General features: G+C 64.7%; 25 protein-coding genes. 8 read left to right on the top strand and 17 right to left on the bottom strand.

All coding sequences use genetic code 11. The features are described 5' to 3' along the window. The first annotated feature begins 37 nt into the window (after positions 1-37). Positions 38-493 carry a PEGA domain-containing protein gene (locus QX071_RS13870; RefSeq protein ID WP_315703278.1) on the top strand — a complete coding sequence of 152 codons (456 nt, stop codon included), beginning with the start codon at positions 38-40 and terminating at the stop codon, positions 491-493. 230 nt (positions 494-723) lie between these two features. Here QX071_RS13870 and QX071_RS13865 read toward each other — a convergent pair whose 3' ends face one another. Further along, positions 724-1,764, bottom strand: coding sequence for a carbon-nitrogen hydrolase family protein (locus tag QX071_RS13865; protein ID WP_315703277.1), 1,041 nt, complete (start codon positions 1,762-1,764; stop codon positions 724-726). A 196-nt stretch (positions 1,765-1,960) separates the two neighbouring features. Here QX071_RS13865 and QX071_RS13860 point away from each other — a divergent pair, with 196 nt between their 5' ends. From QX071_RS13860 to QX071_RS13845, 4 genes are all read left to right on the top strand, one after another. Next, positions 1,961-2,917: a helix-turn-helix domain-containing protein gene (locus QX071_RS13860; RefSeq protein ID WP_315703276.1), complete on the top strand. Its 957-nt coding sequence runs from the start codon at positions 1,961-1,963 to the stop codon at positions 2,915-2,917. Positions 2,918-2,972: 55 nt separating this feature from the next. Further along, complete coding sequence (locus QX071_RS13855; protein WP_315703275.1) at positions 2,973-3,134, top strand: hypothetical protein; 162 nt, start codon at positions 2,973-2,975, stop codon at positions 3,132-3,134. 56 nt (positions 3,135-3,190) lie between these two features. Continuing rightward, positions 3,191-3,526, top strand: a complete 336-nt coding sequence (locus QX071_RS13850) for a cytochrome c (protein WP_315703274.1) — start codon at positions 3,191-3,193, stop codon at positions 3,524-3,526. Positions 3,527-3,634: 108 nt separating this feature from the next. Further along, entirely contained in the window at positions 3,635-5,056 is a 1,422-nt protein-coding gene (locus QX071_RS13845) for an MFS transporter (protein ID WP_315703273.1), read from the top strand. Between the two features lie 101 nt (positions 5,057-5,157). Here QX071_RS13845 and clpA read toward each other — a convergent pair whose 3' ends face one another. The 3 genes from clpA to QX071_RS13830 all read right to left on the bottom strand — a co-directional run bounded on the left by clpA (position 5,158) and on the right by QX071_RS13830 (position 9,371). After that, positions 5,158-7,554 (bottom strand): ATP-dependent Clp protease ATP-binding subunit ClpA, encoded by a 2,397-nt coding sequence (gene clpA, locus QX071_RS13840; protein WP_315703272.1) that lies wholly within the window; start codon positions 7,552-7,554, stop codon positions 5,158-5,160. A gap of 414 nt (positions 7,555-7,968) precedes the next feature. Further along, positions 7,969-8,304: an ATP-dependent Clp protease adapter ClpS gene (gene clpS, locus QX071_RS13835; RefSeq protein WP_315703271.1), complete on the bottom strand. Its 336-nt coding sequence runs from the start codon at positions 8,302-8,304 to the stop codon at positions 7,969-7,971. 722 nt (positions 8,305-9,026) lie between these two features. After that, a complete protein-coding gene (locus QX071_RS13830; protein WP_315703270.1) occupies positions 9,027-9,371 on the bottom strand; it encodes a phasin family protein in 345 nt (114 codons plus the stop codon). A gap of 395 nt (positions 9,372-9,766) precedes the next feature. Here QX071_RS13830 and QX071_RS13825 point away from each other — a divergent pair, with 395 nt between their 5' ends. Beyond that, on the top strand, positions 9,767-11,515 hold the full coding sequence (locus tag QX071_RS13825; RefSeq protein WP_315703269.1) for a D-alanyl-D-alanine carboxypeptidase: 1,749 nt from the start codon (positions 9,767-9,769) through the stop codon (positions 11,513-11,515). A gap of 239 nt (positions 11,516-11,754) precedes the next feature. Here QX071_RS13825 and QX071_RS13820 read toward each other — a convergent pair whose 3' ends face one another. From QX071_RS13820 to QX071_RS13805, 4 genes are all read right to left on the bottom strand, one after another. Beyond that, the gene (locus QX071_RS13820) at positions 11,755-12,471 is read right to left on the bottom strand and encodes a DnaJ domain-containing protein (protein ID WP_315703268.1); all 717 of its coding nucleotides are present in this window, start codon (positions 12,469-12,471) and stop codon (positions 11,755-11,757) included. A gap of 72 nt (positions 12,472-12,543) precedes the next feature. Then, positions 12,544-13,299 (bottom strand): VWA domain-containing protein, encoded by a 756-nt coding sequence (locus tag QX071_RS13815; RefSeq protein WP_315703267.1) that lies wholly within the window; start codon positions 13,297-13,299, stop codon positions 12,544-12,546. A 101-nt stretch (positions 13,300-13,400) separates the two neighbouring features. After that, positions 13,401-14,279, bottom strand: coding sequence for an alpha/beta fold hydrolase (locus tag QX071_RS13810; RefSeq protein ID WP_315703266.1), 879 nt, complete (start codon positions 14,277-14,279; stop codon positions 13,401-13,403). Positions 14,280-14,688: 409 nt separating this feature from the next. Then, positions 14,689-15,612, bottom strand: a complete 924-nt coding sequence (locus QX071_RS13805; protein ID WP_315703265.1) for a division plane positioning ATPase MipZ — start codon at positions 15,610-15,612, stop codon at positions 14,689-14,691. Positions 15,613-15,876: 264 nt separating this feature from the next. Between QX071_RS13805 and panC the strand changes: the two genes are divergently transcribed. Then, entirely contained in the window at positions 15,877-16,728 is an 852-nt protein-coding gene (panC, locus tag QX071_RS13800) for a pantoate--beta-alanine ligase (RefSeq protein WP_315703264.1), read from the top strand. A 38-nt stretch (positions 16,729-16,766) separates the two neighbouring features. Here panC and QX071_RS13795 read toward each other — a convergent pair whose 3' ends face one another. From QX071_RS13795 to QX071_RS13775, 5 genes are all read right to left on the bottom strand, one after another. Further along, a complete protein-coding gene (locus QX071_RS13795) occupies positions 16,767-17,207 on the bottom strand; it encodes a DUF1489 domain-containing protein (RefSeq protein WP_315703263.1) in 441 nt (146 codons plus the stop codon). Positions 17,208-17,229: 22 nt separating this feature from the next. Further along, a complete protein-coding gene (locus tag QX071_RS13790; RefSeq protein WP_315703262.1) occupies positions 17,230-18,204 on the bottom strand; it encodes a hypothetical protein in 975 nt (324 codons plus the stop codon). A gap of 375 nt (positions 18,205-18,579) precedes the next feature. Further along, the gene (locus QX071_RS13785; RefSeq protein WP_315704252.1) at positions 18,580-18,771 is read right to left on the bottom strand and encodes a hypothetical protein; all 192 of its coding nucleotides are present in this window, start codon (positions 18,769-18,771) and stop codon (positions 18,580-18,582) included. A 205-nt stretch (positions 18,772-18,976) separates the two neighbouring features. After that, positions 18,977-19,345 (bottom strand): YidB family protein, encoded by a 369-nt coding sequence (locus QX071_RS13780; protein WP_315703261.1) that lies wholly within the window; start codon positions 19,343-19,345, stop codon positions 18,977-18,979. A gap of 91 nt (positions 19,346-19,436) precedes the next feature. Further along, positions 19,437-20,096: a glutathione S-transferase family protein gene (locus QX071_RS13775; protein ID WP_315703260.1), complete on the bottom strand. Its 660-nt coding sequence runs from the start codon at positions 20,094-20,096 to the stop codon at positions 19,437-19,439. Between the two features lie 134 nt (positions 20,097-20,230). Here QX071_RS13775 and QX071_RS13770 point away from each other — a divergent pair, with 134 nt between their 5' ends. Beyond that, on the top strand, positions 20,231-20,908 hold the full coding sequence (locus tag QX071_RS13770) for a DUF599 domain-containing protein (protein WP_315703259.1): 678 nt from the start codon (positions 20,231-20,233) through the stop codon (positions 20,906-20,908). Between the two features lie 16 nt (positions 20,909-20,924). On the opposite strand, the gene QX071_RS13765 is transcribed toward QX071_RS13770, so the two are convergent. From QX071_RS13765 to mgtE, 4 genes are all read right to left on the bottom strand, one after another. Next, entirely contained in the window at positions 20,925-21,749 is an 825-nt protein-coding gene (locus tag QX071_RS13765) for a hypothetical protein (protein WP_315703258.1), read from the bottom strand. A gap of 113 nt (positions 21,750-21,862) precedes the next feature. After that, on the bottom strand, positions 21,863-22,681 hold the full coding sequence (locus QX071_RS13760; RefSeq protein WP_315703257.1) for an aldo/keto reductase: 819 nt from the start codon (positions 22,679-22,681) through the stop codon (positions 21,863-21,865). Positions 22,682-22,751: 70 nt separating this feature from the next. After that, positions 22,752-23,039 (bottom strand): helix-turn-helix domain-containing protein, encoded by a 288-nt coding sequence (locus QX071_RS13755; RefSeq protein WP_315703256.1) that lies wholly within the window; start codon positions 23,037-23,039, stop codon positions 22,752-22,754. A gap of 95 nt (positions 23,040-23,134) precedes the next feature. After that, complete coding sequence (mgtE, locus tag QX071_RS13750) at positions 23,135-24,550, bottom strand: magnesium transporter (protein ID WP_315703255.1); 1,416 nt, start codon at positions 24,548-24,550, stop codon at positions 23,135-23,137. Between the last annotated feature and the right edge of the window lie 97 nt (positions 24,551-24,647).

Here is a 24,647-nt window from a genome sequence, read left to right as displayed (position 1 = left end):
CGCTTGATTGCCGCAGGGTGCTGGGGGAACAGTTTTAATGCGTGTTTTGGGGTGCTTGGCGCTGTGCGCCATGGTGGGCGGCTGCGCGTCGGTGACGCGAGGGACAACGGAAACGATCAGCGTCGCATCGACGCCATCGGGCGCGGAGGCGACGGTCTCGGGTCTCGAAGCACCGATGACGTGCATGACGCCTTGTGCGTTCGTGGCCAAGCGCAATGCCGACGTCACGGTCACCATCGCGAAGGAAGGCTACGAGACCCAGATCGTGCCGCTGACGAAGGACATTCCGGCCGCGGGCGCGGCCGGCTTCGCGGGCAACGTCCTTGCCGGCGGGCTGATCGGCATGGGCGTCGATGCCGCGACCGGCGCAGCCACCGACCACAAGCCCAATCCCGTGATCGTCACGCTGCAGCCGCATAGTGCCCCGGCACCGGCGCGGCCCGCACGGCCTCGCAAGCTTGCTCCGTCGCACAAGCCGGAAGCCGGCACCTAAGCGTCCTCGTCCGACGCGGACTTCAGAAAGCTGGACACCAGGGCGGCAACGCCACGGTCCCTCGCCGCGATACTGCACGCCGAACCAAGCCGTCACGACGCGGAGACGCTCGGCTTGTGGCGGGCGACGTACGGATGGACAAGGCGGCGTGCAGTCGCCATCGACGCAGCGATCGCGAGAGCGCGCAACGGTGAGTTGCGCAGTGATCGCGGACTCCGTGACACCATCCTTCAGGCGGCTTCGACGGGTCGCCCCGCCGAAACCTCGCCGGCCTGAGCAGTCGGCGATATGCCGTCCACCGGCAGCGCGAACTGCTCGACCCGGTTGAACGGCTTCTTGTTGAGCAGCAGCCGCGTCACGTCCGGCCGCGAATAGTGCCCGGCGGGATCGGCGGCATTCTTGGCGATGCCAATCATGCCGAGATCGATCTCGGCAATCAGCAAACCTTCCTGATCCGGCGGTAGCTTCTGAGCCAGCGAGCTGCCGTCCGGACCGAAGATCGCGGCGTGACCGCCGCCGACATGCAGCAGCGCATGCTTGTCGGGGCGGTCGCAGAGCTCGTCGATCATCGACTGCGACACCGTCGCACAGGGCGCCAGTACGAAACACGATCCTTCCACCGCATAGACGCGCGAGGCCGCATTATTGACCTCGGCGCCGAGCGCCGGCGCGAACGGGTCGTAGAGCGAGAAGCTCGGCCAGGCCGCGACGTGCACCTGCTCGTTCTGGGCGTACATCGCATATTTCGAGAGCGGCTGCAGGTGCTCCCAGCAGCACAGCGCGCCGAGCCGGCCGATGTCGGGTCGCTCGTGTACGGCGAGATCGCTGCCGTCGCCCTCGCCATACACGGTGCGCTCGGCATGGGTCGGCCGCAACTTGCGGCGTTTGGCAATCGTCTCGCCGTCCGGACCGATCAGCCATTGCGCGATGTAGAGGCTGCCGCCGTCGCGCTCGGATAAGCCGAGCACGGCCGTGAGCTTCGCCTTGCGCACGGCCGCACGCAGCGCCTCGGCCTCCGGGCTGTCATAGGACAGCGAATTGTCGAAATAGCGCTGCGTGAAGCCGCGGCCGATGCACCAGGCCGGCGCGTCCATCCAGATGTGCCAAGGGTAGCCGGGGATGAACACCTCCGGGAAGGCGACCAGCTTGGCGCCCTTGTCGGCCGCCTCCTCGATCAGCGCGATGGTCTTCCTGATCGAGGCTTCGAGGTCCAACCAGGCGGGTGCGGCCTGCACCACCGCCACCTTGTATTTCGGATGTACGATTCCCATCGCTGTTGCTCCCTGTTGCAAATCGCGGCGCGCCCCGCCGCCTCGACGCTCGCGTGCACTATTGACCCCAGGCGGTATTCGCGCTCGTCTTGCAGGGAACGAAAATTCGACTGCGGGGCGGCCAATCGCCCAGCCGGCCCGGAATTTGCTGCCTTGAGGCTATCCAATCGACAGAGGTGCAGAAGGAGACGGACCGATGCCGATCCTGTTCACCACCGACGGAAGCCCGGGCCATCGCAGGCTGGCGCTCTGGCAGGACATCGTCTGCGACGTCTATGTCGGCCTCGACTGCACGTCCGATCTCGGCAGCGCCTTTCGTGGCTCGGTGACGCACACCGCGTTCGGACAGGCCGTCTGCTCCGAGGTGTGCTCGGACCGTCAACGCGTATACCGGACGTCGCAGCGGATCTCCCGCGCTGACGCGGACTTCGTCCTGGTTGCGCTGGGACGTGAGGGGATCGGCGGCGTGGTCCAGGATGGCCGCGACACGGTGATCCGGCCCGGCGAGTTCGCGATCTACGACACGACGCGCCCGTATGAGCTGCAGTTCGATGCCGCGTTCAGGCAGACCGTGTTCAAGCTCCCCCGCCAGATATTGCAGCGCAGGATTGGCGCGATCGAAGCGGTGACGGCGATTACCTTCGGCGCCGACAGCCCGCTGCAGCCGCTCGCCTATGACTTCATCATCAAGCTATGCGAGCGCGCCGATCACATCGGGGCCGAGCATGCCGAGCGCCTGTCGGAGCAGGCCGCCGACCTGCTGGCCATGACCTTGGCCGAGCGGCTCCGCACGCAGCCCCTGCCCAGCTCCAGCCATCGCGCGGCCCTGCTCTATCGCATCAGGGCGCATATCAGCGCACGGCTGTCCGATCCCGATTTGTCACTGCCAAAGGTCGCGCGCGAGCTGGGCCTGTCCGCGCGCTATGTCAACGATCTGTTCTCCGACGAGGAGACCTCGTTCCGGCGCTACGTGCTCGCCGAGCGTCTCAGGCGATGCCAGCGCGACCTCGGCTCGCCGACGCATACACATCGTCAGATCAGCGAGATCGCTTTCAGCTGGGGCTTTAACGACCTCTCGCATTTCGGTCGCGCGTTCCGCGAACAGTTCGGCCTGTCACCGCGCGAGTGGCGGCGCAGCGCCAAAACACGCTAAGCTCCCAGCAACGCGCCGGGCCTCTTCCGCAGGTCCGGCGCAGCAGGACCGTGCTATGCGCCGCTTTGCACCCAAAGCCCTGTTTGCGCTGCTGATGCTGAACAAGGGCGACAACACGCGCTTCGATTGGGGGCGCGTGATTGCCGTCGTCTCGACCCTGGTCACGATTGGCTTGGTCGCGCTTTACGTCTATGAAAAGCTGACCGGACGCTGGTAGGCCGTGCCCGAAGCTCCGCCGTCGGCCCCCGCCATCTCGCGCGACGGAATGCTCGCATGAAAAAGCTCATCCTGTTCGCCGTGCTGCTCTGGGTTGTCGGCAGTCCCAGCCATGCATTGGACAGCGAGCAGGCGCGAGGAAAAGCGCTCTTGCAAACGCTTTGCAGTCGATGCCATGCGGTAGGTCAGACTGGAGCCAGCCCGCACCCGGATGCCCCGCCCTTCCGCACTTTTGGCGACCCCAAACTCTACGACGAAGATTTTGCCCAGCGTCTGCAGAGCGGTCTGTCGACGATCCACCCGGACATGCCGACCTTCCAATTCGACCGCGCCGACGCCGAGGCCGTGCTCAATTACCTCAAGGCGATCCAGGTCCATCCGAAGCAGAAATGACCGGCGCCCGAGGGGGCTGCGCAAGGAACGGGGTTCCGCCGGAACGGTTGTCGCAGGCCGTCCCCCACACGGACCGCAACCGCGGTCGACCCCGGAGCCCGCCGAGTGATGCCGGACTCGCCTGTCGTCCACGCCGATGGCCTTCCTCTGCCGCAGCGAAACTGGGCGATCGTCACGATCGCGCTCGGCATCATCATGGCCGTCGTCGACGGCGCGATTGCCAATGTCGCGCTGCCGACCATCGCGCGCGACCTCAACGCCAGCCCGGCCTTCTCGATCTGGATCGTCAACGGATACCAGCTCGCAGTTACCATCTCGCTGTTGCCGCTGGCTTCGCTCGGCGAGATCATCGGCTACCGTCGCGTCTATCTCGCCGGCCTCGTGCTGTTCACCATCGCCTCCGCAGCCTGCGCGCTGTCGCACACCCTGTTGTTGCTGACGCTCTCCCGCATCCTGCAGGGCTTCGGTGCCGCCGGTATCCTCAGCGTGAACTCAGCGCTGGTGCGCTTCATCTATCCGCATGCGCTGCTCGGCCGGGGCATCGGCGTCAACGCGATGGTCGTCGCGGTCTCGGCGGCCGTCGGCCCGACCATCGCGGCCGGCATCCTCTCGGTCGGGACCTGGCCCTATCTGTTCGCGATCAACGTGCCGCTCGGCTTCCTGACGTTCGCGCTGGGCATACGCTGTCTGCCGCATACGCTGCGCTCGCCGCACATGTTCGACTGGCAGAGCGCAGCCTTGAGCGCGCTCACCTTCGGCTTCGGCATCGCCGCGATCGACAGCCTCGGACATGGCGAGGCGCTCTTGACCTGCGCCATCGAATTCGCCGTCGCCGGCATCTCCGGCGTGGCGCTGTTCTACCGCGAGACCCACATGGCCTCGCCGCTATTGCCGCTCGACCTGCTGCGCATTCCGATCTTCGGGCTCTCGATCGCCACGTCGATCGCCTCCTTCTGCGGTCAGATGCTCGCCTTCGTGGCGATCCCCTTCTATCTGGAAAGTCATTTCGGCTATTCGGCCGTGCAGATGGGACTGTTGATCACGCCCTGGCCGATTGCTGTTGGGATCGCCGCGCCAATCTCGGGCCGGCTGATCGACCGTGTTCCGGCGGGCCTGCTCGGCGGTGTCGGCCTGACCTTGTTCGCCTGCGGCCTTGGCGCGCTGGCGCTGTTGCCGCCCCAACCCTCGGCCTTGGACGTGGTCTGGCGGATGGCGCTGGCCGGGCTTGGCTTCGGCCTGTTCCAGACCCCGAACAATCGCACCATGATCGCGGCAGCCCCGCGCGAGCGCGCCGGCGGCGCCAGCGGCATGCTGGGCACCGCTCGGCTGTTGGGCCAGACCATGGGCGCGGCGTTGGTTGCGATGTTCCTGGCGATCAGTCCGACCGAGGGGACGCGGTTTTCACTGTCGACCGGCGTGGGGTTCGCGCTGCTTGGTGCGGCGCTCAGTATGCTCCGCCTGTCGCCGGCCGGAGCCAGAGGCGCCGAGCATGTCCGGGTCCGGGACGGACAGCGGCTGAAGGGCGAGTGAACCGGCGGAGCGGCCGCGATGGCCACTCCGCGGAAGGGCAAAAGAAAAGGCCGGCGCGAGAGCCGGCCCTTTCAGTTGAATGATCTTCCAGCTCGCGCCGATCAGGCCTTCACCAGCGGTCCCTTCGAGGCCGGCCCCTTGGAGCCGCCGGATCCGCCCGATTTCGGCTTGCGCTTGCGGGCCGCCGGCACTTCCGACTTGGGCGTGACCGGGCCTTCGACGAACTCGAAGCCGATCTTCTCGGCCTCCGGATCGGCCTCGTCCTTGACCAGGACGACGCGGACATGGCCGCCGCCCTTCAGCTTGCCGAACAGCACCTCGTCCGCCAGCGGCTTCTTGATGTGCTCCTGGATCACGCGGCCCATCGGGCGCGCGCCCATCTGCTCGTCATAGCCGTGCTGGATCAGCCAGGCCTTGGCCGGCTCCGACAGCTCGATGGTGACGTCACGGTCGGCGAGCTGAGCTTCGAGCTGCAGCACGAACTTCTCGACCACCATGCCGATCACGTCCACCGACAGATGCGCGAACGACACGATCGCATCGAGCCGGTTGCGGAATTCCGGCGCGAACTGGCGGTTGATCGCCTCGTGATCGTCGCCTTCCCGCTTCGAGCGATGGAAGCCGAACGCCTGCCTGGCGAGGTCAGCGGCGCCCGCATTCGTGGTCATGATCAGGATCACGTTGCGGAAATTGACCTGCTTGCCGTTGTGATCGGTGAGCCGGCCGTGATCCATGATCTGCAGCAGCACATTGTACAGGTCCGGATGCGCCTTCTCGATCTCGTCCAGCAGCACCACGCAATGCGGATGCTGGTCGACGCCGTCGGTCAGGAGACCGCCCTGGTCGAAGCCGACATAGCCCGGAGGCGCGCCGATCAGGCGCGATACGGTGTGCCGCTCCATGTATTCGGACATGTCGAAGCGCAACAGCTCCACGCCGAGTGTAGCCGCGAGCTGCTTGGCCACTTCGGTCTTGCCGACGCCGGTGGGCCCTGAGAACAGGTAGCAGCCGATCGGCTTCTCCGGCTCGCGCAAGCCGGCGCGCGCCAGCTTGATCGAGGCCGACAGCGAGTCGATCGCCTTGTCCTGACCGAACACCACCCGCTTCAAGGTCTGCTCAAGATGCTTGAGCACCTCGGCATCGTCCTTCGAGACGCTCTTCGGGGGAATCCGCGCCATCGTGGCGATCGTGGTCTCGATCTCCTTGATGCCGATCGTCTTCTTGCGCTTGCTCTCGGACACCAGCATCTGCGCCGCGCCGGATTCGTCGATCACGTCGATCGCTTTGTCCGGCAACTTGCGATCGTGGATGTAGCGCGAGGAGAGCTGCACCGCGGCCTCGATCGCCTCGTTGGTATATTTCAGGCGATGATAATCCTCGAAATACGGCTTCAATCCCTTCAGGATCGCGATCGCATCCTCGACCGACGGCTCATTGACGTCGATCTTCTGGAACCGGCGCACCAGCGCGCGGTCCTTCTCGAAGTGCTGGCGGTACTCCTTGTAGGTGGTGGAGCCCATGCAGCGGATCGTTCCGGACGCCAGCGCCGGCTTCAACAGGTTGGACGCATCCATCGCGCCGCCGGAGGTGGCGCCCGCACCGATCACGGTATGGATCTCGTCGATGAACAGGATTGCGTTGGGGTGCGCCTCGAGTTCCTTCAGCACCTGCTTCAGGCGCTCTTCGAAATCGCCGCGATAGCGCGTGCCGGCGAGCAGCGTGCCCATGTCCAGCGAGAACACGGTGGCAGCGGCCAGAACTTCTGGAACCTCACTATCGACGATACGCTTGGCGAGGCCTTCCGCGATCGCGGTCTTGCCGACGCCCGCTTCACCCACGAACAGCGGGTTGTTCTTCTGGCGGCGGCACAGCACCTGGATGGCGCGGTTGATCTCCGAGTTGCGGCCGATGACGGGATCGATCTTGCCGTCGCGCGCCTTCTTGTTGAGGTTGACGCAATAGGTTTCCAGCGCCTCGCCCTTCTTCTTGGAGTCCTCGGTGCCCTTGGTCTCGGTCTCCTCGTCGACGCCTCGCACGGGGCGCGCCTCGGAGACGCCCGGCCGCTTGGCGATGCCGTGGCTGATGTAGTTGACGGCGTCGTAGCGCGTCATGTCCTGCTCCTGCAGGAAGTACGCGGCGTGGCTTTCGCGCTCGGCGAAGATCGCGATCAGCACATTGGCGCCGGTCACCTCCTCGCGTCCGGAGGACTGGACGTGAATCACCGCGCGCTGGATCACGCGCTGGAACCCCGCGGTCGGCTTGGCATCGTCGCTGCCGTCCGTGACCAGATTTTCGAATTCGGTTTCGAGATAGTTGACGAGGCTGCCGCGCAGCTTGTCGAGATCGACGCTGCATGCGCGCATCACGGCCGCTGCATCGGAGTCGTCGATCAAGGACAGCAGGAGATGTTCCAGTGTCGCGTATTGATGATGACGCTCGTTGGCAATCGCCAGCGCACGATGCAGGGATTGTTCAAGGCTTTGAGAAAAAGTCGGCATGCGCGTCCTCTATGGCCCCCTGGCATCATGATCGCCGCCGCCCGGTCAGGCAACAACAACCTTTGTCAAATATAGTTATAATCGAGTGCGACAAAAGACCGGCAGAGCCGCCCGATTACGCGTTCACCGGATCGTCAATGCAAAACCCGTTCCGACCGTGGCGGACCGGCGCTGACGCCGAGTTGGATGGATTTTGCGGTCCGGGGAGTCTGCTCTTGCGCCTATTCCACAGAACGATCGGTTGCGAAACGATCGCGTGAGGGCATGTCGCGCGAAGATGGCGGGCTGCAGATCAAAGGCTACGAAATCGAAAGAGGCCGGCTTGCGAACCCGTCGACTCCAGCCACCACGTCCGCCAAGACGCGTCGGTCAAGACAGCAGTCGGCAAGACCGGCCCGGCCCTATCTTCCCTGCCTATTTCTTCTCCATCACACATTGCAGCGGGTGCTGGTGCTTGCGGGCGAAATCCATCACCTGAGTCACCTTGGTTTCGGCGATCTCGTACGTGAACACCCCGCATTCCCCGATGCCGTGGTGGTGGACGTGAAGCATGATCTTGGTCGCGGCCTCGATGTCCTTGTTGAAGAATTTTTCCAAGACGTGAACGACGAACTCCATCGGCGTGTAATCGTCGTTCAGGATCAGGACGCGATAGAGGTTCGGACGCTTGGTCTTCGGCTTGACCTTGGTGATGACGGACGTGACGGGGCCGCCGCCGGTTCCGCCGGGCCGATTCTCGTTGCTGCTCATATTGGGCAGTGGCAGAGGCGCTGACAGGTCAAATCTGGACGTTAGCTGCGACATGGTACACGCGTTAGATATTACGGCAGAATCCCTCAACGGGTTTTCTGCCTTGTCCCCGCCGGAGCCACTCTGGCTGCCCGGACCAGCGTCCCAGATCGCCTTTCCCAGCCGACCGGTCCGGCTGGACCGACACCGGCAATATGGGTCAGCTGCCGGCTCGCCGCAAGCACGCATCGCGGTCAACCACGCTCGCCGCAAGGACCGACTCTCCACCCAGGCGACGGTGGAAGAGGTTAATCAATTCGTCCGGATTTTACAAAGCGGATTCAGTGGACATCAACGAGGAACCGGTCCCCGCAGGCAATGACGGGCTGTGAAGTCTTTGCCTCAGTTTTTATGATCCGCGTGACCGGCATTCAACGGCGCGCTTCTCGCAAGCGTCGGTAGCTTCCTCCTGCTCGTGACCGACACGACCGGTCGTAGGCCGCGATGATCACGATGGACATCGCCGCCAACAGCGCTTGCCGCGATCCATGAGCCCGTCATCATCGTCGCGCCCGTTGCCGTTGATTGTCCTGCCCCTTGAAAATGGAGGATCGTTGGCCGGACGAAGGCGATGGTTCCGCGCAGGCGTCGGCAATCGAAGCAAAACTGATGTCGAACATCAGCCAAAAAAGAAGCCCGGCGATCGCCGGGCTTTTGTCGTCCCACAGCGGGCGAACGCCGATTTAGTGGGTCGCGGCCGGCTGGGTGAACTTGGCAGCGAAACCTTCCAGCGGCTTGAATGCCTGCTTGGCCAGATCCGAATAGAGGCTCGCGATCTTCTGCGAGTCGGCGACGAAGGTCTCGTAGGCTGACTTGGCGTATTCGTTCTGAACTTCCAACACCTTGTCGAGCGACTTTACACCCGACAGCTTCTCGACGAAGGACTTGGTGTCTTCGAACGATTTCTTGGTGTAGTCGCCGTAGGCGGTGGCGATCGCATGCAGGCCGTTCTGTACGGACGTCGCGGAGCTCACGACGGTTTCGAATTGCTCCTTGCCGTAGTTCTGAAAGTCCTCAACCTTAAACATGGCATCCCTTTCCCTGACGAAGCGCAACTCAGAAGGCCTTCGCTCTTCTGAGGCGTAGGCCATATATACTGCACCGCACAATGAAAGCAAGAATCTTGTGCAATGCACAACAGGTGGGATTAGAGGGATATCCCGGAGATCTCCGCAAGAGTTCTTTAATCTTTTGGCAACCCGCCCGCCCTAACCTCTCCTATGGTCCTGCCGCAAAAAAAGCCGGCGGATCCAGCAAAAGCTGTTCGGAAACAGCGTCTTAACAAAACCTCAGTTCCGGTCTTTCGATCTGTGGTCACCGTTATCGGCCAATCGGCAGCCCGGCAGGCTCAAGGTCACGGGAGCGTTCGGCACAATTTTGCCTCACGAGCCGGTGATCAAGTCAGAAATTGGACGGGGATTTCATGCTTCGCAAAAACTTGGCTTCCTCGCGCCTGGTGCGGGTTGGCATCTACGGGATGCTCACGCTCGCGACCGCGGCGGTGTTCACGGTCGACAGCGCCGAAGCGCGTCGACATCATCGGCACCATCACGCATCGCGCCACTCGCCGCGTAATGACGAGGGCAGCTACAGTCCCGCCTTCGCCTCGATCATCGTCGACGGCAATTCCGGAGCGACGTTGACGGCGACCAACCCCGATGCGCTGCGGCATCCGGCCTCGCTGACCAAGATCATGACGCTCTATCTGCTGTTCGAGCGGCTGGAGTCCGGCAAGATGAAGCTCGACACCGAGATGTCGGTCTCCGAGCACGCCTCCGAACAATCGCCGACCAAGCTCGGCCTGCGCCCGGGCCAGTCGATCCGCGTCGAGGATGCCATCAAGGGCCTGGTGACGCGTTCGGCCAACGACGCCGCAGTGGTGATTGCCGAGGCCATCGGCGGCGACGAAGACAATTTCGCCAAGATGATGACCCGCAAGGCGCGTGCGCTCGGCATGAGCCGCACCACTTACGTGAACGCCTCGGGCCTGCCGGACGATGACCAGATCACCACGGCGCGCGATCAATCGATCCTCGGCCGCGCGATCCAGGATCGCTTCCCGCGCTACTATCGTTACTTCTCGACCGAGGTCTTCAACTATCGCGGTCAGTCGATCCGCAATCACAATCACCTGCTCGGCAGCGTCGATGGCGTCGACGGCATCAAGACCGGCTACACGCGCGCGTCGGGCTTCAATCTCGTCACCTCGCTTCATCGCGGCAACCGCTTCCTGGTCGGCGTCGTGCTGGGCGGCCGCAGCGGCGGCTCCCGCGACGCCATCATGCGCAACCTGCTGGCGGAGAATCTCGATAAGGCCGCGTCCAGGCGCACGGTCGCGGCGATCACGGAACGCAGCGGCTCCGATTCATCCCCCGAGACGGCCGACCAAGGCGCGACACAGGTCGCCTCGGCCGCTCCCGACGCCCCGGCACCGAGCCGCGCCGCGAGGGTTTTCTCGGCGCTGTCGGAGGCGACCGCCGCCTTGCCGCCGACGCAGCCGAAGGACAACAAGAAGTTCGAGGCGAAGAGCGAACCGGCTCCGATGACCTCGGGCGTGATCGAGAGCCAGCCGATGTCGATCATGCCCGGCTCCACCGAGCCGATGAAGCCGGTCAGAGTGAAGACCGTTCAGGTCAAGGCCGGTCCGGTCAAGCTCGCCTCCGCCTCCCCGCAGCCGGTAGCCCCGGTCGAAGCCGCCCGGAATGACGGCTATCGGCCCGAGCCGCAGCGGGCCGAGTTGCCGCCGCAGCCGCCCGGCCACGGCACGGGCAACGGCATCCTCGGCGTCCTGCCCGCCTCGAGCCTGCCGCCGGCCTCCTCGCAGGCCATGGCTTATGCCGCGCCGGCGCCGCAACCTCCGGCCCCGCTGCAGCAGCAGGCCTCCGCCGCTCCGGCCTCGGAAGCTGCCACGAAAGTCACCGTCACTCACAGCGGATGGATCGTTCAGGTCGGCGCCCTGGAAAGCGAAGCGGAAGCCCAGAAGCGAATCGAAACCGCGCGGAGCCAGGCCCAAGGCCTGCTCAGCAAGGCGGATCCGTTCACTGAAACCGTGTCGAAGGGCGACAAGACGCTGATCCGCGCCCGCTTCGCCGGTCTGGATCGTGATCAAGCCGAAGCCGTCTGCAAGAAGCTGAAGCGCGCCGACATCTCCTGCATGACCGTGCACAACTAAGAACGGCAAATCCTGCAACCATGAGGCCCGTGCGCCACGCGCACGGGCCTTTTTTGTTTGTCTCGCCTTGACCGCGGCCGCCAACAGCCGCCGCGCAAACCTCTCGTCAAGAATTTAGGGCTAGAACTTCTTCACCATGAACGATCGATCGCGCCGGTCAACGGCGGGCGACTGCCGGCGTCGGCAGAGCAAGCGATGGAAGCGGTTTCGGTCTTGTGGCGTGAGTGGCGTTGCCGGAGTCAGCCGTGATGCGTGCGAAGCAGAGTATCCTTGGCCTCGTTTACCCGGGCGGCGAGATACGTAGACCCCCCCTGATCGGGATGCAGTTTCTTCATGAGCGCACGGTGGGCGCGCCCGATCTCGTCCCGCCCCGCCCCCGGCTGCAGGCCAAGGATCTGATAGGCCTCCTCCGCCGTCATTTTGCCGTTCGCCGCCGCGCGGCGCTGCCCCCCTGCCGCGTCTCGATCCGCGTGCTGACGCCAAGCGGGAAACCGGCGGTCCAGATAGCTTTCAAGTAACGCGACGCTATCGACGTCGAGCGTCGGGATCATCGCCGCCAGCTGCGGCAGATCGAAATCGTCGAGCGAACGGCCGGTATGCGGACCGGCGACGAACCGACCCGCCAGCCGTCCGCTGTCGTGATCGAGCATCATCTCGATGAATTGCGAGCGCACCTGCGAGCTGTTGCCCGCAGAGCGTTTCGACCCCAGTCCGAAGATATTTCCGAAATTGCCGATGCCGGACGGCGCCCAGCCCAACAGACCGGCCCCAAACAGCCCGATCGGGATGGCCACGACGAATTCGCCGCGAATTCCGGTAAAGGCCGCCACGGCCAGACACAGGATGCCGCCCACGATCTTGATCGCGCGCGCGAGCACGGCAGGGTTCGCGGCGCGAAACATCTGCAGCAGCAAATAAAGGGTGATGACGGCGACGGCGCCTGCAACGAGAGTCATGGGCCGAATATAGTCGCGTGCTCCGGAAAAAGCAGGACGGAGATTACGCCTCGCCCGACGCCGGCCGTGCCGCTACTTCATCTGCCCAAGCAGCCGCGCCGCGCCCGCTTCGCGTGCGGACAGCTGCAGCAGCGCCTCCCGGCCGCCGGCGGCATAAGCGGCTGCTGCGCGCAGCAGCTCGCGCAACTGAGCGACAGCACCTGGATCGAAGCGGCACCAGGCGCCGCCGCTGAGCCGCGCGATCTCACGGAAGGCCTGTTCGGCTGTGGGATCATGTCCCTCCTGGAACATGAAGATCGGCACCTTGAGGATGCCGAGTTCGCCGGCCTTGTTACAGAGCTCGTCGACGCTTTCTTCCATCGCGTCCCCGACGAAAACCAGAGCCCGCACACCGGACGCGGTGGCGTCGCGGCGGGCTTCACTCAACACCTTGCCGATCTGGGTGTTGCCGCCGCGGCAGTCGATCTTGCCCATCAAGCGCGCGAGCTGGGCGCTGTCGGAAATCCAGCGCGTGGCCCGGCACTCGTCGAAGCCGCGATAATAGATCAGGCGAATATCGAGGCTGCCGAGCGAAGCCGCCTCGCGAAACATGTCGGCTTGCAACGCGCAGGCCATGTCCCAGGTCGGCTGTCGGCTCATGGTGGCGTCGAGCGCGAAGACCAGCCGGCCTCGGGTGCCCGCCGCTGGCGCCATGGAGCGGGCCTTGGCGACGAAGTCGGCAATGGCGGAAGCGCTCGAGCGCGCCTCCTCCGGCACGCTGCCGTGTCGCGTCTCGGCGCTGGTCGAGGTCGCCTCGTCGGGGCGTATCTTGGTGGGGTCGGTCGTCATCCTCGCTCACGAAGCTGCCCCTGGGATGTGGGCAGCCGCGGCAGGACCTGCAATGCGCTCCCGGGCTCGGAAGGCGGCCCGGCGGCAGGCGCGCTCCCTTGTTAGTGGGTCAGCGGCTTGGCGGGCTTTGCCACCGGTGCATAGGGCGCGACCGGGCCGGGATCGGTCAGCGGTGACTTGGTCTTGACCGGCGATACGTCGCTTGCGCTGTCGCTATCCGCCAGGAACTTGTCGAGCATGGCCTGAATCGACACCTTGGCCTCTTCCGGGCCGGTGTCGCGCATGTCGTTATGCTGGAAGTCGGTCTTCACGACCGTGATGCCTTCCTTCTCGCAGACATCGTCGCTCGGAAGCACACCCGGATCGGTCTTGAACTGCGGATCGTTGGAGCGGAAGGACAGGATCTTGAACCTGCCCTGGGTGATGAAGGGCACGCGCAGATTATCGAGCGTCACCACCTTGCGAACTTCATCGGGATACTGCTTGGCGAAATACATCGAGATGTCGCCACCCATCGAATGGCCGACGATGGTCAGATGGCCATAATCGGCGTTGGGCTCGACCTGGCGCATCTCCTCCACGGCGAATTTGATGTTGGCGACGCCACGCTGAATCTGTGGCAGCCGGCCGACATAGATCTCGCCGACCTTGGTCACCATCGGCGGGTCGGTCGGCAGGTCGTGCTGGATGCTGACCACCATGTAGCCGCGCGCGGCGAACACGTTGGCCAGGAAGGAATACTCGGTGAACTTGACGGTATTTCCGTGATTGAGGATCGCGACCGGCAGCTTGATCATCCCGGCGTCGGCCTGCATCTCCTTGTCGCGCCGGACGGCCACATCCACCTCGACCAGGCGATTGTCGCGGGATGCGTCATGGAAACGAAGCGTCTCGTGCCGGATCGCCCATTTGCTCATGGTCACGTAGCCGGCCGCGGCCAGAACACTGACAGACAACAGAACGCTGATTCCACGTTTCATGTTCGTCCTCGGGCTCCTCAGCCCTTAGCGGTTGCAACCGAACTCTGACTGCCCCTTGTGTTTAATATATGTAACGGCCCTGTGACCGGAAGACTAAATGTTGTGTATCGGCCGCCTCATCGTTGTGCGTTGCAGCTAACTGCTGTGCAGCATAACCTGGGGCACGCGCCCGCTCTCTTTGGGCGCTGGATGGCAATGGAAGAATTCAATCCGATGCCTAATTGTCCGTAAAGCGGATCGCGCAATTCGGGTTCCCGGGTCGCGCGGCGACAAATCCGTAGATTTGCGGGACCCCTCGCCGGATCCGGACATTTTTGGCAAGGCGAACTTCAGGCGAGTCGAACCTTAAGCAAGTCGAACCTTAGGCAAGCTGAACCTTAGGCAAGCCGAAGCGATTGCCCCCGACGTCTCAGGCACTGATGATGTCGTGGACATCCAGCGGCTTATCGACCTGGGCAAACCATTCCGCCCGGTTCGCGGCGCGGCGCCGTCCGCGCTCGTCCAGCGGCAGCTTGAGCTGCCGCAACAGGGTCATGACCTCTTCCCGGGCCGTCACGTGGCCGAGATTGGGACGGGTCCCGAGCGTCGCCTCGTCGATATCGTCGAGCGCGGTCAGGCCGCGCGGAAAGAATTCCCGATAGACCACCCGCTCGGCAAAGCCGTCGATCGAACGGAAGCCGAGCCGCGACGACAGCTCCCTCAGCCCTTCCGCCACCAACTGCTTGTTGCGCGACCCGAGCATCGAGAGCCGATTGCGCACCACGATCCAGTCGGTGCTCGCACCGTCGACCTGCCGCCGTTTGCGCCTGACGTCGCGGACCATCTCCGCATAATGGCTCTCGCCGGTCACCGCATAGGTGGCAGGATCGACCGTGCCGAGCACGTCGAAATCCAGGAAGCTGTCATTGATCGGCGTCACCAGCGTATCGGCCATCGAATGCGCGAGCCGCATCAGGTAGCTGTCCGTCCCCGGCGTATCGATCACGATGAAGTCGAAGGCATGTTCGACCGCGGCGACGGCCTCGATGAACTGCTGGAATTCGGCGTTCTCGTTTTCGGCGATCTGCATCGTCTGGCCGAGCTTGATGCAGTAGTGCGTCGGCAATTCGAGCGGCAGACCGGTGCGGCGCGCCCAGGCGCTGCGGTTGTTGATGTAGCGGGTGAAGCTCTGCTGCCGGCAATCGAGATCGATGGTGGCGACGCGCTGGCCGGCCTTCATCAAGGCCACGGCGATGTGCAGAGCGGTCGTGGACTTGCCGGAACCGCCCTTCTCGTTACCGAGCACGATCACATGGGCCGAACCCGATTGCCCCTGGCTCGTCTGCACCAGCATGTCAACGACCCCTCGCGATCATCTTCGAGTCACGCTCGTCTGCGGTCAAGTTAAATGCGCGCGTATTGTAAGCCCGCATCGCAATGCGCGACGCGCCGGCGTCTGACTCACGACCGAGCGGCCTGCGACGCGGATGCGTGCGGCAGCAGCAGCAGACGTGCTAAGTACGCTTGGTGGTCTCGCATCGTCCTTGATAAGGTCGGCCGTCAACCGGTCAAGAACTAACACACGACCTCATCATTTCAGTCTGCAGATCGAGCAAAAATGTCACGAAGTCCCCTGATCGTCCGCAACCTGTCCGCACTGCGTCGTGCGCTCGATGGCTTGCGCGCAAGAAAGGCGTCGCTTGCATTGGTCCCCACCATGGGAGCGCTCCATGACGGGCATGTGTCCCTGGTGCGACTGGCAAAGCGGCGCGCCGACAAGGTGGCCGTCTCCATCTTCGTCAACCCCACTCAGTTCGCACCGACCGAGGATTTCGGATCCTATCCGCGCACCTGGAAGGAGGACGTAGCAAAGCTCGCCGCCGAGAAGGTGGACCTGATCTGGCATCCCGACGCGAAGGCGATGTATCCGGATGGCTTTGCAACCCGCATTGTCCCGGAGGGGGCAGCTCTGGCCGGCCTCGAAGATCGTTACCGCCCGCAGTTCTTCGGCGGGGTCGCAACCGTGGTCGCCAAGCTCTTCACCCAATGCCGGCCCGACATCGCTGTGTTCGGCGAGAAGGATTATCAGCAGCTGCGCGTGGTGACGCAACTCGCACGCGATCTCGATCTCGGCGTCAGGGTGATCGGTTCACGCACCGTGCGCGAGCGCGACGGCCTCGCGATGTCGTCCCGCAACGTCTACCTGTCCGCGGAGGAACGCCGCGCCGCCCCGACGCTCTATAAGGCCATGAAGGAGGTTGCCGGCAGGCTGCGCGCCGGAGGCAGCATCGAAGCCGCAGTTGCGGGCGGGACCGAATTGATCACGAGCGCCGGTTTCGTGCTCGATTACCTCGAGGTTCGCCACGCGGAGACGCTCGCCCCGCTCGCCTCGGCCAAGGACGGACCTTGGCGTATCCTGGTGGCAGCCAAACTCGGGAAGACCCGGCTGATCGACAACATCGGGGCGTAAGTCTACGCAGCCCGGCAGGCTGAGGTGCCACCGACGAATCAGAGCAGCCCGAGATCGCGCAATTCACGCCGCATCGGCTCGGGCATGGCGGCCACGCTGTCGGCGCTCGCCTTGCCGAGATCGGGCGGCGCATCGTCCGGCTTCAGGTAGCGCCAGCCCTGGAACGGACGCATCGGCCGCGGCGAGACGGAGATCACCTTCGGCTGCATCACCAGGCGGCAGCGTCCGATGCCGTCGCGATCGCGGAACGGCTCGACGGCGATGATCCTCTCGCGCGCGGCAATCTCGCCCCGGATCACCCAGTAGAGCGATCCGCCGGCCAGGATCTCCTCGATCCGCTTCGGCGTCATCCGGGTCACATGCACGTGGTGCTCCGGCAGCCCCTTCTTCCTGGCCGCCTGCATGCGCTCGGCGATCCATTCCTTCAGTTCGTTGACCGACTCGCAGCCGACGGCCAGCTTGATCAAATGGAGGGACATGGCCTTACAGAGGGGTTAGCGCTTACTCGTTGCTCGGCGCCGGTTCGGCTGCCTCGGGTGCGGCCTGTGGCGTCGATGCAGGCGGCTTTGGTTTCGGCGCCGCAGGCTTCTTGGCCGGCGCCTGGGCGTGGCTCGCCGCGACCGCAGGCGACGGCGCCCGCGGCGCGGGAGCGGCCGAAGCCGCGCCCCCGGTTGCGGCCGAGCGCGAGGTCGATGCGGTCGGCTCCGGAACCATGATGCTGACCGGCGGCGTCGAGGACGCGCTCGGAAACTCCGCATTGGTGGGCTTGCCCGTCGGCATGGACGGCGCCAGTCCGGCAAAGCTGCCGGTCGCCGCTTGCGATTGCGCGCCGGGGGCCGCTTGAGGGACATTCCACTGCGACGCATAGCGCGTCACCAACCCCTCATAGGTTCGCCCCTCCATATTGCTGACGAGCTGCTGACGGTCGGTCACGGAGCGGAACGCGTAGCAGTCGGAGGGGGTGCAGCGGTCACGCGTGAGCAGCACATAGGCCATCAATCCGTAGCGGTCGCGCTCGATCGCCCGACGCAGCGCGAGCAGTTCGGGGGTCATGATCTTGTTGGCGGCAGTCACGTCGCCGGTTGCGGTCAAGCGGGAGATCATGGCGCCCGCATAGCTCACCGCGGCCGCGGTGGCGTCGGCCGCCCCGAACAGATTCTTCTCGCAGTTCGACAGCACGAGATCGCCCGCGAGATCGTCGACGCAGGCGAGCGCGGGAAGCATGGTGCCCGCCGGCATGGCCACGTTCTCGCTGGCTTCGCTATGGCCGCCCTCATCCAGGCTTCGCATCGTGGACGCAACCGCGATCCCGACGGCCAACAGGGTGATGACCGTGAGCGCTCCATTGGCAACCGACTTCTCGGCGCGCAACAGCGTGACCAGGACGACCAGGCCGAAAAAGGCCGCGGCCGCCAAGGTGAGCCACATCGGGAAGGCCGGAGAGCTCCAGAATTGGTCGGGCAAGGTCAAGTTCATGCGCAACGGTCCCTTTGGCGAGCCGGCGATCGATTGCGATAGTCGCGCCCGGAGCGCGGGGCCGCGATAGGCGATCAGCAATGGCCAAATGCAACACAGACCTCAGGCGGCCCAGCCACCCGACCATAGGCCGATTCCGACCGCTGTGCGCGCGGAGAGTGGTTCAAGGCGACCCGCTATCCCCACCCCATCCGCAAGCGGATGGAACGTCCCGTCGTTACCCCCTCTGCCCCTCCTCTGCGCGGCGTCCAGCGAGCACAGCAGCGCAGCGGCGGTTGTTCCCCTCCTTGTTCCATCGGGCCGCAGCCACGCGGCAACGGGGTCAAATAAATCGCACTGGCCGAAGCTGCTCGCCGCCTCAGTCCAGAGTGCGCGCTAAGACTGCGCCAGCTGGCTTTCCTTGGCAACGCGCTCGAACGCCTCCGTCGAGCTCTTGATGCGGTATTGGTAGTCGTCGCCCTCGGTCGGGAGCTGGCGGATGATCTCATAGGTACCATTGGCGGCCGGGCGCGAGACGCTGCTTGCGGTAAAGGTGACGGTCGCCCCGACGGGGAATTTGTGTTTCAACGCCTTCTCCTGCTTGAACGCCGGGCCGCCAACGGTCCCCCGCGGCGGAGCCATCCGGCTCTCTTATATTAATGGCGTCTATAGCACGCAGGCCCGCTCCCTGGCCAGCGAAGCGCGCATGGCGAATACGTCAATTTTGCAAACCTTTTCAGCATGATGCCCGCCGGGAGCGGCAGCGCGCCCCGCATTCCGGCGATCCGGCCGATCAGGCGGTATGGGGAAGCCTCCCGTCCGGACTCGCGTGGTCGACGGCCAGCGGCAATTGCTCGGCAAGCACCTTGGAGAGCTGGTCGACGGGAATGTTGTAGCGGGCCGCGAGCTGCTTCACCACGTCGCTGCCGAGCACCTGCTGCAGCTGCTCGGCCGAGATTGGCAGGTTCTGGCCGTTGCCGAGCCAGGATTTGACCTGGGCGCCGTAACCGGCCTGCTCCAGCTTGGCGACGATCGCGCTCAAACCGCCCTGCCCGCCTTGGCCGAAGACCTCGTTCAGGACGACGGGAAGCACGGCGGCCTCCAATTGCCCCAGAGCGCCCCGAAAGGCCGGCGAGTTCTTGAGTTCGTCGAGGAATCCCATCGCTACCGCTCCGTCCGCTACATCCACTTCAGCAAGCATACCAGGACGCACAGGGCAGGCCCAAGCTCCCCGCGGTCATCTTGCTGTGCGCTCAGATCTGCTCGATCCGGTCGATGACCAGCGTTTCCGCAAGCCCGTCCCGGGTCCATTCCGCGCAGGCGGGCATCGCCTGCATGGTATCCATATACGCCTGCGCCTGCGGCGTGACGTCGATGGCAAAGGTGCGGAAGCGGTGGACGACCGGGGCGAACATGGCGTCAGCCGCGCTGAATGCGCCGAACAGGAACGGTCCGCGCGTCCCATAGCGAAGGCGGCACTCCTGCCAGATCTGCTCGATGCGCGCGATATTGGCCCTCACCTCCTCCGACAAGGCGATTGCCCGCACCGGCCGGTGCAAGTTCATCGGACACGCGCTCCTCAGCGGCACGAAACCGGAATGCATCTCGGCCGAAATCGCGCGCGCATAGGCGCGCTCGGCGAGGTCCTTCGGCCACAGCTCGGCGTCGGGAAAACGCTCCGCGAGATATTCGATGATCGCAAGCGAATCCCACACGGTGATGTCGCCGTCGATCAGGATCGGCACTTTTCCCGCCGGCGAGAAGCTCAACAGCCGATCCTTGTCAGCCTTGTCGTCGGTATAGAGCGGCACGAAGATTTCTTCGAAGGCGATGTTGCAGCCGCGCATCGCCAGCCACGGCCGCATCGACCAGGATGAATAATTCTTGTTGCCGATTACGAGCTTCAACGTCATGTCCGAACCTGTCTCCATTGCGACGTCGTCTTGCGATGCCGAGCCGCGCGGCGTCTGCCTTGGTCCCGCGCAGCCAAGCCACGGCTGAAGCAAGCTTCGGATTCAGGACACTCGCGGTTGGCAAGGAATACAGGATGAGCACGTATACCGTCGATATCGCTGCGGTCTCTTTTTTCGTGTTGGAATGGGTGGTCTATGCCATCACCCTGGAGCACACGGCCTATGGGCGGAACAGCCTCTCGGCCCGGATGAATGCGTACCGCGAGGTCTGGATCCGGCGCCTGCTCGAGCGCGACGCGCGCATGGTCGACATGCAGATCATGTCGTCCCTGCAGAACGGCACCGCCTTCTTCGCCTCCTCGAGCCTGATCGCGATCGGCGGCGGGCTTGCGCTGTTGCGCTCGACCAGCGATGCGCTCGCCGTGTTCAAGACCTTCCCGGTCGACCTCAGCCCGCACCCGGCCCTGTGGGAGGTGAAGTGCGTCGGACTGGTCCTGATCTTCATCTATACCTTCTTCAAGTTCGCCTGGGCCTATCGGCTGTTCAACTATGTCGCGATCCTGATCGGCGGCATGCCGCTGGCGCCGCAGCGCGGCACGCCGGAGGCCGAAGCCCATGTGATCCGAACCACGCGCCTGTTCGAGGCCGGCGGCCGCCATTTCAATCGCGGCCAGCGCGCCTTCTTTTTCGCGCTCGGCTATCTCGGGTGGTTCGTGAGCCCCTGGGCGCTATTCGTCACGACGGCGGCCGTCGTCATCGTGACCTGGCGCCGGCAATTCGCCTCCAGCGCCTGGGAGGCCATGGGCCATTGAGTGGGAGCAGCGTCCCTCAGTCCACGAAATCCTGGGGCGTGAACGACAGTTCGAGGACCTTCCATTCGCGATAGCGGTCCGGCGGCAACATCCCGTAAGGCTGGCAGGCCGTGAGCGCCTGCACGGCGCTCTGCTTCAGATCCAACGCCTTGACCGAGGCGGTGCCCGCGATCAGCACGGGCTCCGCCGCGAGCCGACCGTCCGGCATCATGGCCACGCGAAGCTTGACCATGATGTTGTCGGAACGGGACACGGAAGCCGGCAATTTCGAACAGCTTTTCAGATGCTGCCGGAACGGCGCCACGAGATTGGCAGAGAGATTGGTGTTCGCCGAAGGTCCGGCATCCTTGCCGTCCTCCGAACCGTCCCCTGACGCGGATAAAGGCGGCAAGGGCGGCGGTAGCCCCAGCATCACGCCATATTTGACCGTCAGGTCCGGTTGCGCGGGGACGTAGCTCGGTGCTGCCGGTGACGGGGCCGGAGCTTGCGGCTGCGCGGACGGCTTCGTTTCTGGCTGCGGCTCGGGCGGCTGTGGCACTTTGGCTTCGCGCGTTGGCGCCGGGGTCGGCTGTTGTGCGGGTGCCGGAGCGGGTGCGGCCGCCGCGGGCGCCGGCGAGACGTCCGGCTTGGGCAAGGCGAGGTCAGGCGTCGGTGAAGGGCTCGGCGCGGGTTCAGGCGCCTTCGCAGGCTCATCCGGATCGACGATGTCGACCGCCACGACCTCCGGTGCAGGAGGCTCGAAGCGCCGCACGCCGGTCGACAGGAAAATCAGGGCCGCGATGACGATATGCGCAAGCACCGACGCCGCGATGCCCCAACGGATAAACTGCCACCGTTCCATGCTGCTTCTTCGCGCGTCCGCGCGGTCATCGCCGAGGCCCTGGCGCCGCCACGCGGCGCGCTGGCCATCGCGTGTGCCATCTCAGCCCGAGCATAGCAAGCCGCGGTCGGGCCTCAATCCCATTTCGGCGCGAAGGCGAAGTTGGTGAGCCGTCCTTCAGGACTAGCGAGCGCGAAGATCTCGTCCATCTCTGCATCCGACAAGGCGAAATCGAAGATGGCGATGTTCTCCGACAGCCGCTCGATGCGCGAGGTGCGGGGAATCGGGACCACATTCTGCTGCACCAGCCAGCGCAGGCAGACCTGCGCCGGCGTCTTGCCGTGCGCGCGTCCGATTCGGATCAGCGTCGCATCGGACTTGATCTTGCCCCTGGCCACCGGACTGTAGGCGACCACGGCGAGGCCGTGGCGGGCGCAGGCCTCGCGCACCTTGGTCTGGTCCAGATAGGGATGATATTCGACCTGGTTGCACACCAGGGGTTCGGAACTGGCCGCGACCGCCTCCTCGACCAGGGCCACCGTGAAATTCGACACGCCGATGTGGCGGGTCAGCCCGAGCGCCTTTGCATGCGCCAGCGCGCCCAGGGTCTCCGCCAGCGGTACCTGCGGATTCGGCCAGTGCAGCAGCAACAGGTCGACCTCGGAGACGCGCAGCCGCGCCAGGCTCTCCTTCGCCGAGCGTTCGAGGTCATGGGGCGCGAAGTGGGTGGTCCAGACCTTTGTGGTCAGGAAGACGGCATCGCGGCGGATGCCCGAGGCACGCAGCCCCTCCCCGACCTCGCGCTCGTTCTCATAGACCTGGGCGGTATCGATATGGCGATAGCCGAGCTTCAAGGCCTGCTCGACGATGCGGGCGCAGCTCCGCCCGCGCAATTCCCAGGTTCCCAGTCCGATCGCCGGGATGCTGGCGCCGTTGGCCTCGATCGCTTGCATGGCCGCGCCCTCCGATGGGAGGCATTATGTCCGCATCTGCAGATGGTGCCATGCGAGACTAGGTTTGAGCTTAAGTCTTGGCTAAGGCAGCGAACACCGTATCCGGCGCGTGCGCGATCACTGTCAGAAGTGCGCGGGCCGGCCCCCGCGGCATGCGCTTGCCCTGCTCCCAGTTCCGGATCGTCTCGACGGGGACCCCGAGCTTGGCGGCGAATTCCTGCTGAGTGAGATGGGCGCGGCGCCTGAGGTCGCGAACCTCGGCAGGCGCGGTGGGTGCCGCAGCCGGCGCCAGTGGAAATTCCTGGCCGTCGCGCAGCTCCACGATCCGTCCATCTGCCTTCAAGCGCAAACGTTGCATGATCCGACTCCGTCTCGGTGCGCCACTCTCGCGCAGCCGCGTTAAGGTCGGATTAACGATAAAAGCCCTTCAAATCTCTCAGCTATTCGATCCGGTCACTTAAGCCCGAACCACAATGTCGCAATGCCGAGAAAGGCGAAGAAGCCGACCACGTCGGTCACGGTGGTGACGAAAGTACCGGACGCGACGGCCGGATCCGCCTTCACCCGATCGAGCACCATCGGGATCAGGATGCCGCCGAGCGCGCCGGCCACCAGGTTCGAGATGATCGCGAGCCCGATCACGATGCCAAGCCCGGGGATCTTGAACCAGGCGACCGCAGCGACGCCTGTGATCAGGGCGAAGGCAACGCCGTTGACGAGGCCGACCAGTCCCTCGCGCAAGACGACGCGAAAGGCGTTGTTGGAGCCGAGCTCGCGCGTGGCCAAGGCGCGCACTGCAACCGTCATAGTTTGCGTCGCGGCATTGCCGCCCTGGCTCGCGACGATCGGCGCAAGCACCGCAAGCGCGACCATCTTCTCGAGCTGGCCCTCGAACAGTCCGAGCACCGAGGATGCCAGGAATGCGGTGGCAAGATTGATCAGGAGCCAGTTGAAGCGGCCCTTGGCGATGGTCCAGACGCTGTCAGAGAGCTCCTCATCGCTGGAGACGCCGCCCAGCGCCTTGAAGTCCTCGTCCGCCTCCTCCTCGATCACGTCGACGACGTCGTCGATGGTGATGACGCCGACCAGCCGGTTGTCGGCATCGACCACCGGCGCCGCGACCAGATTGTATTTGCCGAACAGGCGCGCCACTTCGGCGAGATCATCGGTGACCGAGACCCGGCGGCGGTCTTCATCGATCAGCTCAGCGAGCGGCACCGGGCGCCGCGCCCGCAACAGCGCATCCAGCGCGACCGCCCCCTGCAGATGTTGCACGCCGTCGACCGCATAGATCTCGTAGAACCGGTCCGGCAGGTTCGGCGTCTCGCGCATGTAGTCGATCGCCTGGCCCACGGTCGAATCCAGCGGCACGGCGATGAATTTACTCTGCATGCGCCGGCCGGCCGAGCCCTCCGGATAGTCCAGGCTGCGCTCGAGCACGTCGCGCTCGGACGGAGGCAGCCGGTCGAGGATTTCCTCCTGATCCTTCTCGTCGAGCCCCTCGAGCAGTTCGACGGCATCGTCGGATTCCAGCTCGCGGACGCCTTCTGCGACGGTCTCCGGCTGCAGTTCCTCGAGGATTTCCTCGCGGACGGCATCGTCGACCTCGTTCAGTGCGGAAAAATCGAAATCGGTGCCGGTCAGCTCGACCAGCCGAACCCGATCCTCCGGCGCCAGCGCCGCGATGAGGTCGCCGAGATCCGCTTCATGCAGTTCCGCAATCTCCGCACGCAGGAACGCCTCGTCCTCCGACGCAATGGCTGCGGTGATGGATTCGATGAACTCGGGCCGGATCTCGCCGTTGTCCATCCGCATGGGAGCGCGGTCGAGAACCGCTGCATCATGGGCCACGTCCAATTGTTCATCCATGGCGGGCCTCGCGGGTTTGACAGATCACGCAAACTGGTCTGAAACGTGCTTTGACGCATTACCTAATGGGCCACACGCGACGCAATCAGAAACATGC

It is taken from the genome of Bradyrhizobium sp. SZCCHNS1022 (assembly GCF_032484835.1).
In the GTDB taxonomy this organism is placed as follows: Bacteria; Pseudomonadota; Alphaproteobacteria; order Rhizobiales; family Xanthobacteraceae; genus Bradyrhizobium.
This window is presented reverse-complemented; position numbering and strand designations above follow the sequence as displayed.

What these genes read in the sequence shown, in the direction of transcription:
- QX071_RS13870 (WP_315703278.1), top strand. Translation starts at nt 38, where the DNA reads ATGCGTGTTTTGGGGTGCTTGGCGCTGTGCGCCATGGTGGGCGGCTGC.
- QX071_RS13865 (WP_315703277.1), bottom strand. Translation starts at nt 1,764, where the DNA reads ATGGGAATCGTACATCCGAAATACAAGGTGGCGGTGGTGCAGGCCGCA.
- QX071_RS13860 (WP_315703276.1), top strand. Translation starts at nt 1,961, where the DNA reads ATGCCGATCCTGTTCACCACCGACGGAAGCCCGGGCCATCGCAGGCTG.
- QX071_RS13855 (WP_315703275.1), top strand. Translation starts at nt 2,973, where the DNA reads ATGCGCCGCTTTGCACCCAAAGCCCTGTTTGCGCTGCTGATGCTGAAC.
- QX071_RS13850 (WP_315703274.1), top strand. Translation starts at nt 3,191, where the DNA reads ATGAAAAAGCTCATCCTGTTCGCCGTGCTGCTCTGGGTTGTCGGCAGT.
- QX071_RS13845 (WP_315703273.1), top strand. Translation starts at nt 3,635, where the DNA reads ATGCCGGACTCGCCTGTCGTCCACGCCGATGGCCTTCCTCTGCCGCAG.
- clpA (WP_315703272.1), bottom strand. Translation starts at nt 7,554, where the DNA reads ATGCCGACTTTTTCTCAAAGCCTTGAACAATCCCTGCATCGTGCGCTG.
- clpS (WP_315703271.1), bottom strand. Translation starts at nt 8,304, where the DNA reads ATGAGCAGCAACGAGAATCGGCCCGGCGGAACCGGCGGCGGCCCCGTC.
- QX071_RS13830 (WP_315703270.1), bottom strand. Translation starts at nt 9,371, where the DNA reads ATGTTTAAGGTTGAGGACTTTCAGAACTACGGCAAGGAGCAATTCGAA.
- QX071_RS13825 (WP_315703269.1), top strand. Translation starts at nt 9,767, where the DNA reads ATGCTTCGCAAAAACTTGGCTTCCTCGCGCCTGGTGCGGGTTGGCATC.
- QX071_RS13820 (WP_315703268.1), bottom strand. Translation starts at nt 12,471, where the DNA reads ATGACTCTCGTTGCAGGCGCCGTCGCCGTCATCACCCTTTATTTGCTG.
- QX071_RS13815 (WP_315703267.1), bottom strand. Translation starts at nt 13,299, where the DNA reads ATGACGACCGACCCCACCAAGATACGCCCCGACGAGGCGACCTCGACC.
- QX071_RS13810 (WP_315703266.1), bottom strand. Translation starts at nt 14,279, where the DNA reads ATGAAACGTGGAATCAGCGTTCTGTTGTCTGTCAGTGTTCTGGCCGCG.
- QX071_RS13805 (WP_315703265.1), bottom strand. Translation starts at nt 15,612, where the DNA reads ATGCTGGTGCAGACGAGCCAGGGGCAATCGGGTTCGGCCCATGTGATC.
- panC (WP_315703264.1), top strand. Translation starts at nt 15,877, where the DNA reads ATGTCACGAAGTCCCCTGATCGTCCGCAACCTGTCCGCACTGCGTCGT.
- QX071_RS13795 (WP_315703263.1), bottom strand. Translation starts at nt 17,207, where the DNA reads ATGTCCCTCCATTTGATCAAGCTGGCCGTCGGCTGCGAGTCGGTCAAC.
- QX071_RS13790 (WP_315703262.1), bottom strand. Translation starts at nt 18,204, where the DNA reads ATGAACTTGACCTTGCCCGACCAATTCTGGAGCTCTCCGGCCTTCCCG.
- QX071_RS13780 (WP_315703261.1), bottom strand. Translation starts at nt 19,345, where the DNA reads ATGGGATTCCTCGACGAACTCAAGAACTCGCCGGCCTTTCGGGGCGCT.
- QX071_RS13775 (WP_315703260.1), bottom strand. Translation starts at nt 20,096, where the DNA reads ATGACGTTGAAGCTCGTAATCGGCAACAAGAATTATTCATCCTGGTCG.
- QX071_RS13770 (WP_315703259.1), top strand. Translation starts at nt 20,231, where the DNA reads ATGAGCACGTATACCGTCGATATCGCTGCGGTCTCTTTTTTCGTGTTG.
- QX071_RS13765 (WP_315703258.1), bottom strand. Translation starts at nt 21,749, where the DNA reads ATGGAACGGTGGCAGTTTATCCGTTGGGGCATCGCGGCGTCGGTGCTT.
- QX071_RS13760 (WP_315703257.1), bottom strand. Translation starts at nt 22,681, where the DNA reads ATGCAAGCGATCGAGGCCAACGGCGCCAGCATCCCGGCGATCGGACTG.
- QX071_RS13755 (WP_315703256.1), bottom strand. Translation starts at nt 23,039, where the DNA reads ATGCAACGTTTGCGCTTGAAGGCAGATGGACGGATCGTGGAGCTGCGC.
- mgtE (WP_315703255.1), bottom strand. Translation starts at nt 24,550, where the DNA reads ATGGATGAACAATTGGACGTGGCCCATGATGCAGCGGTTCTCGACCGC.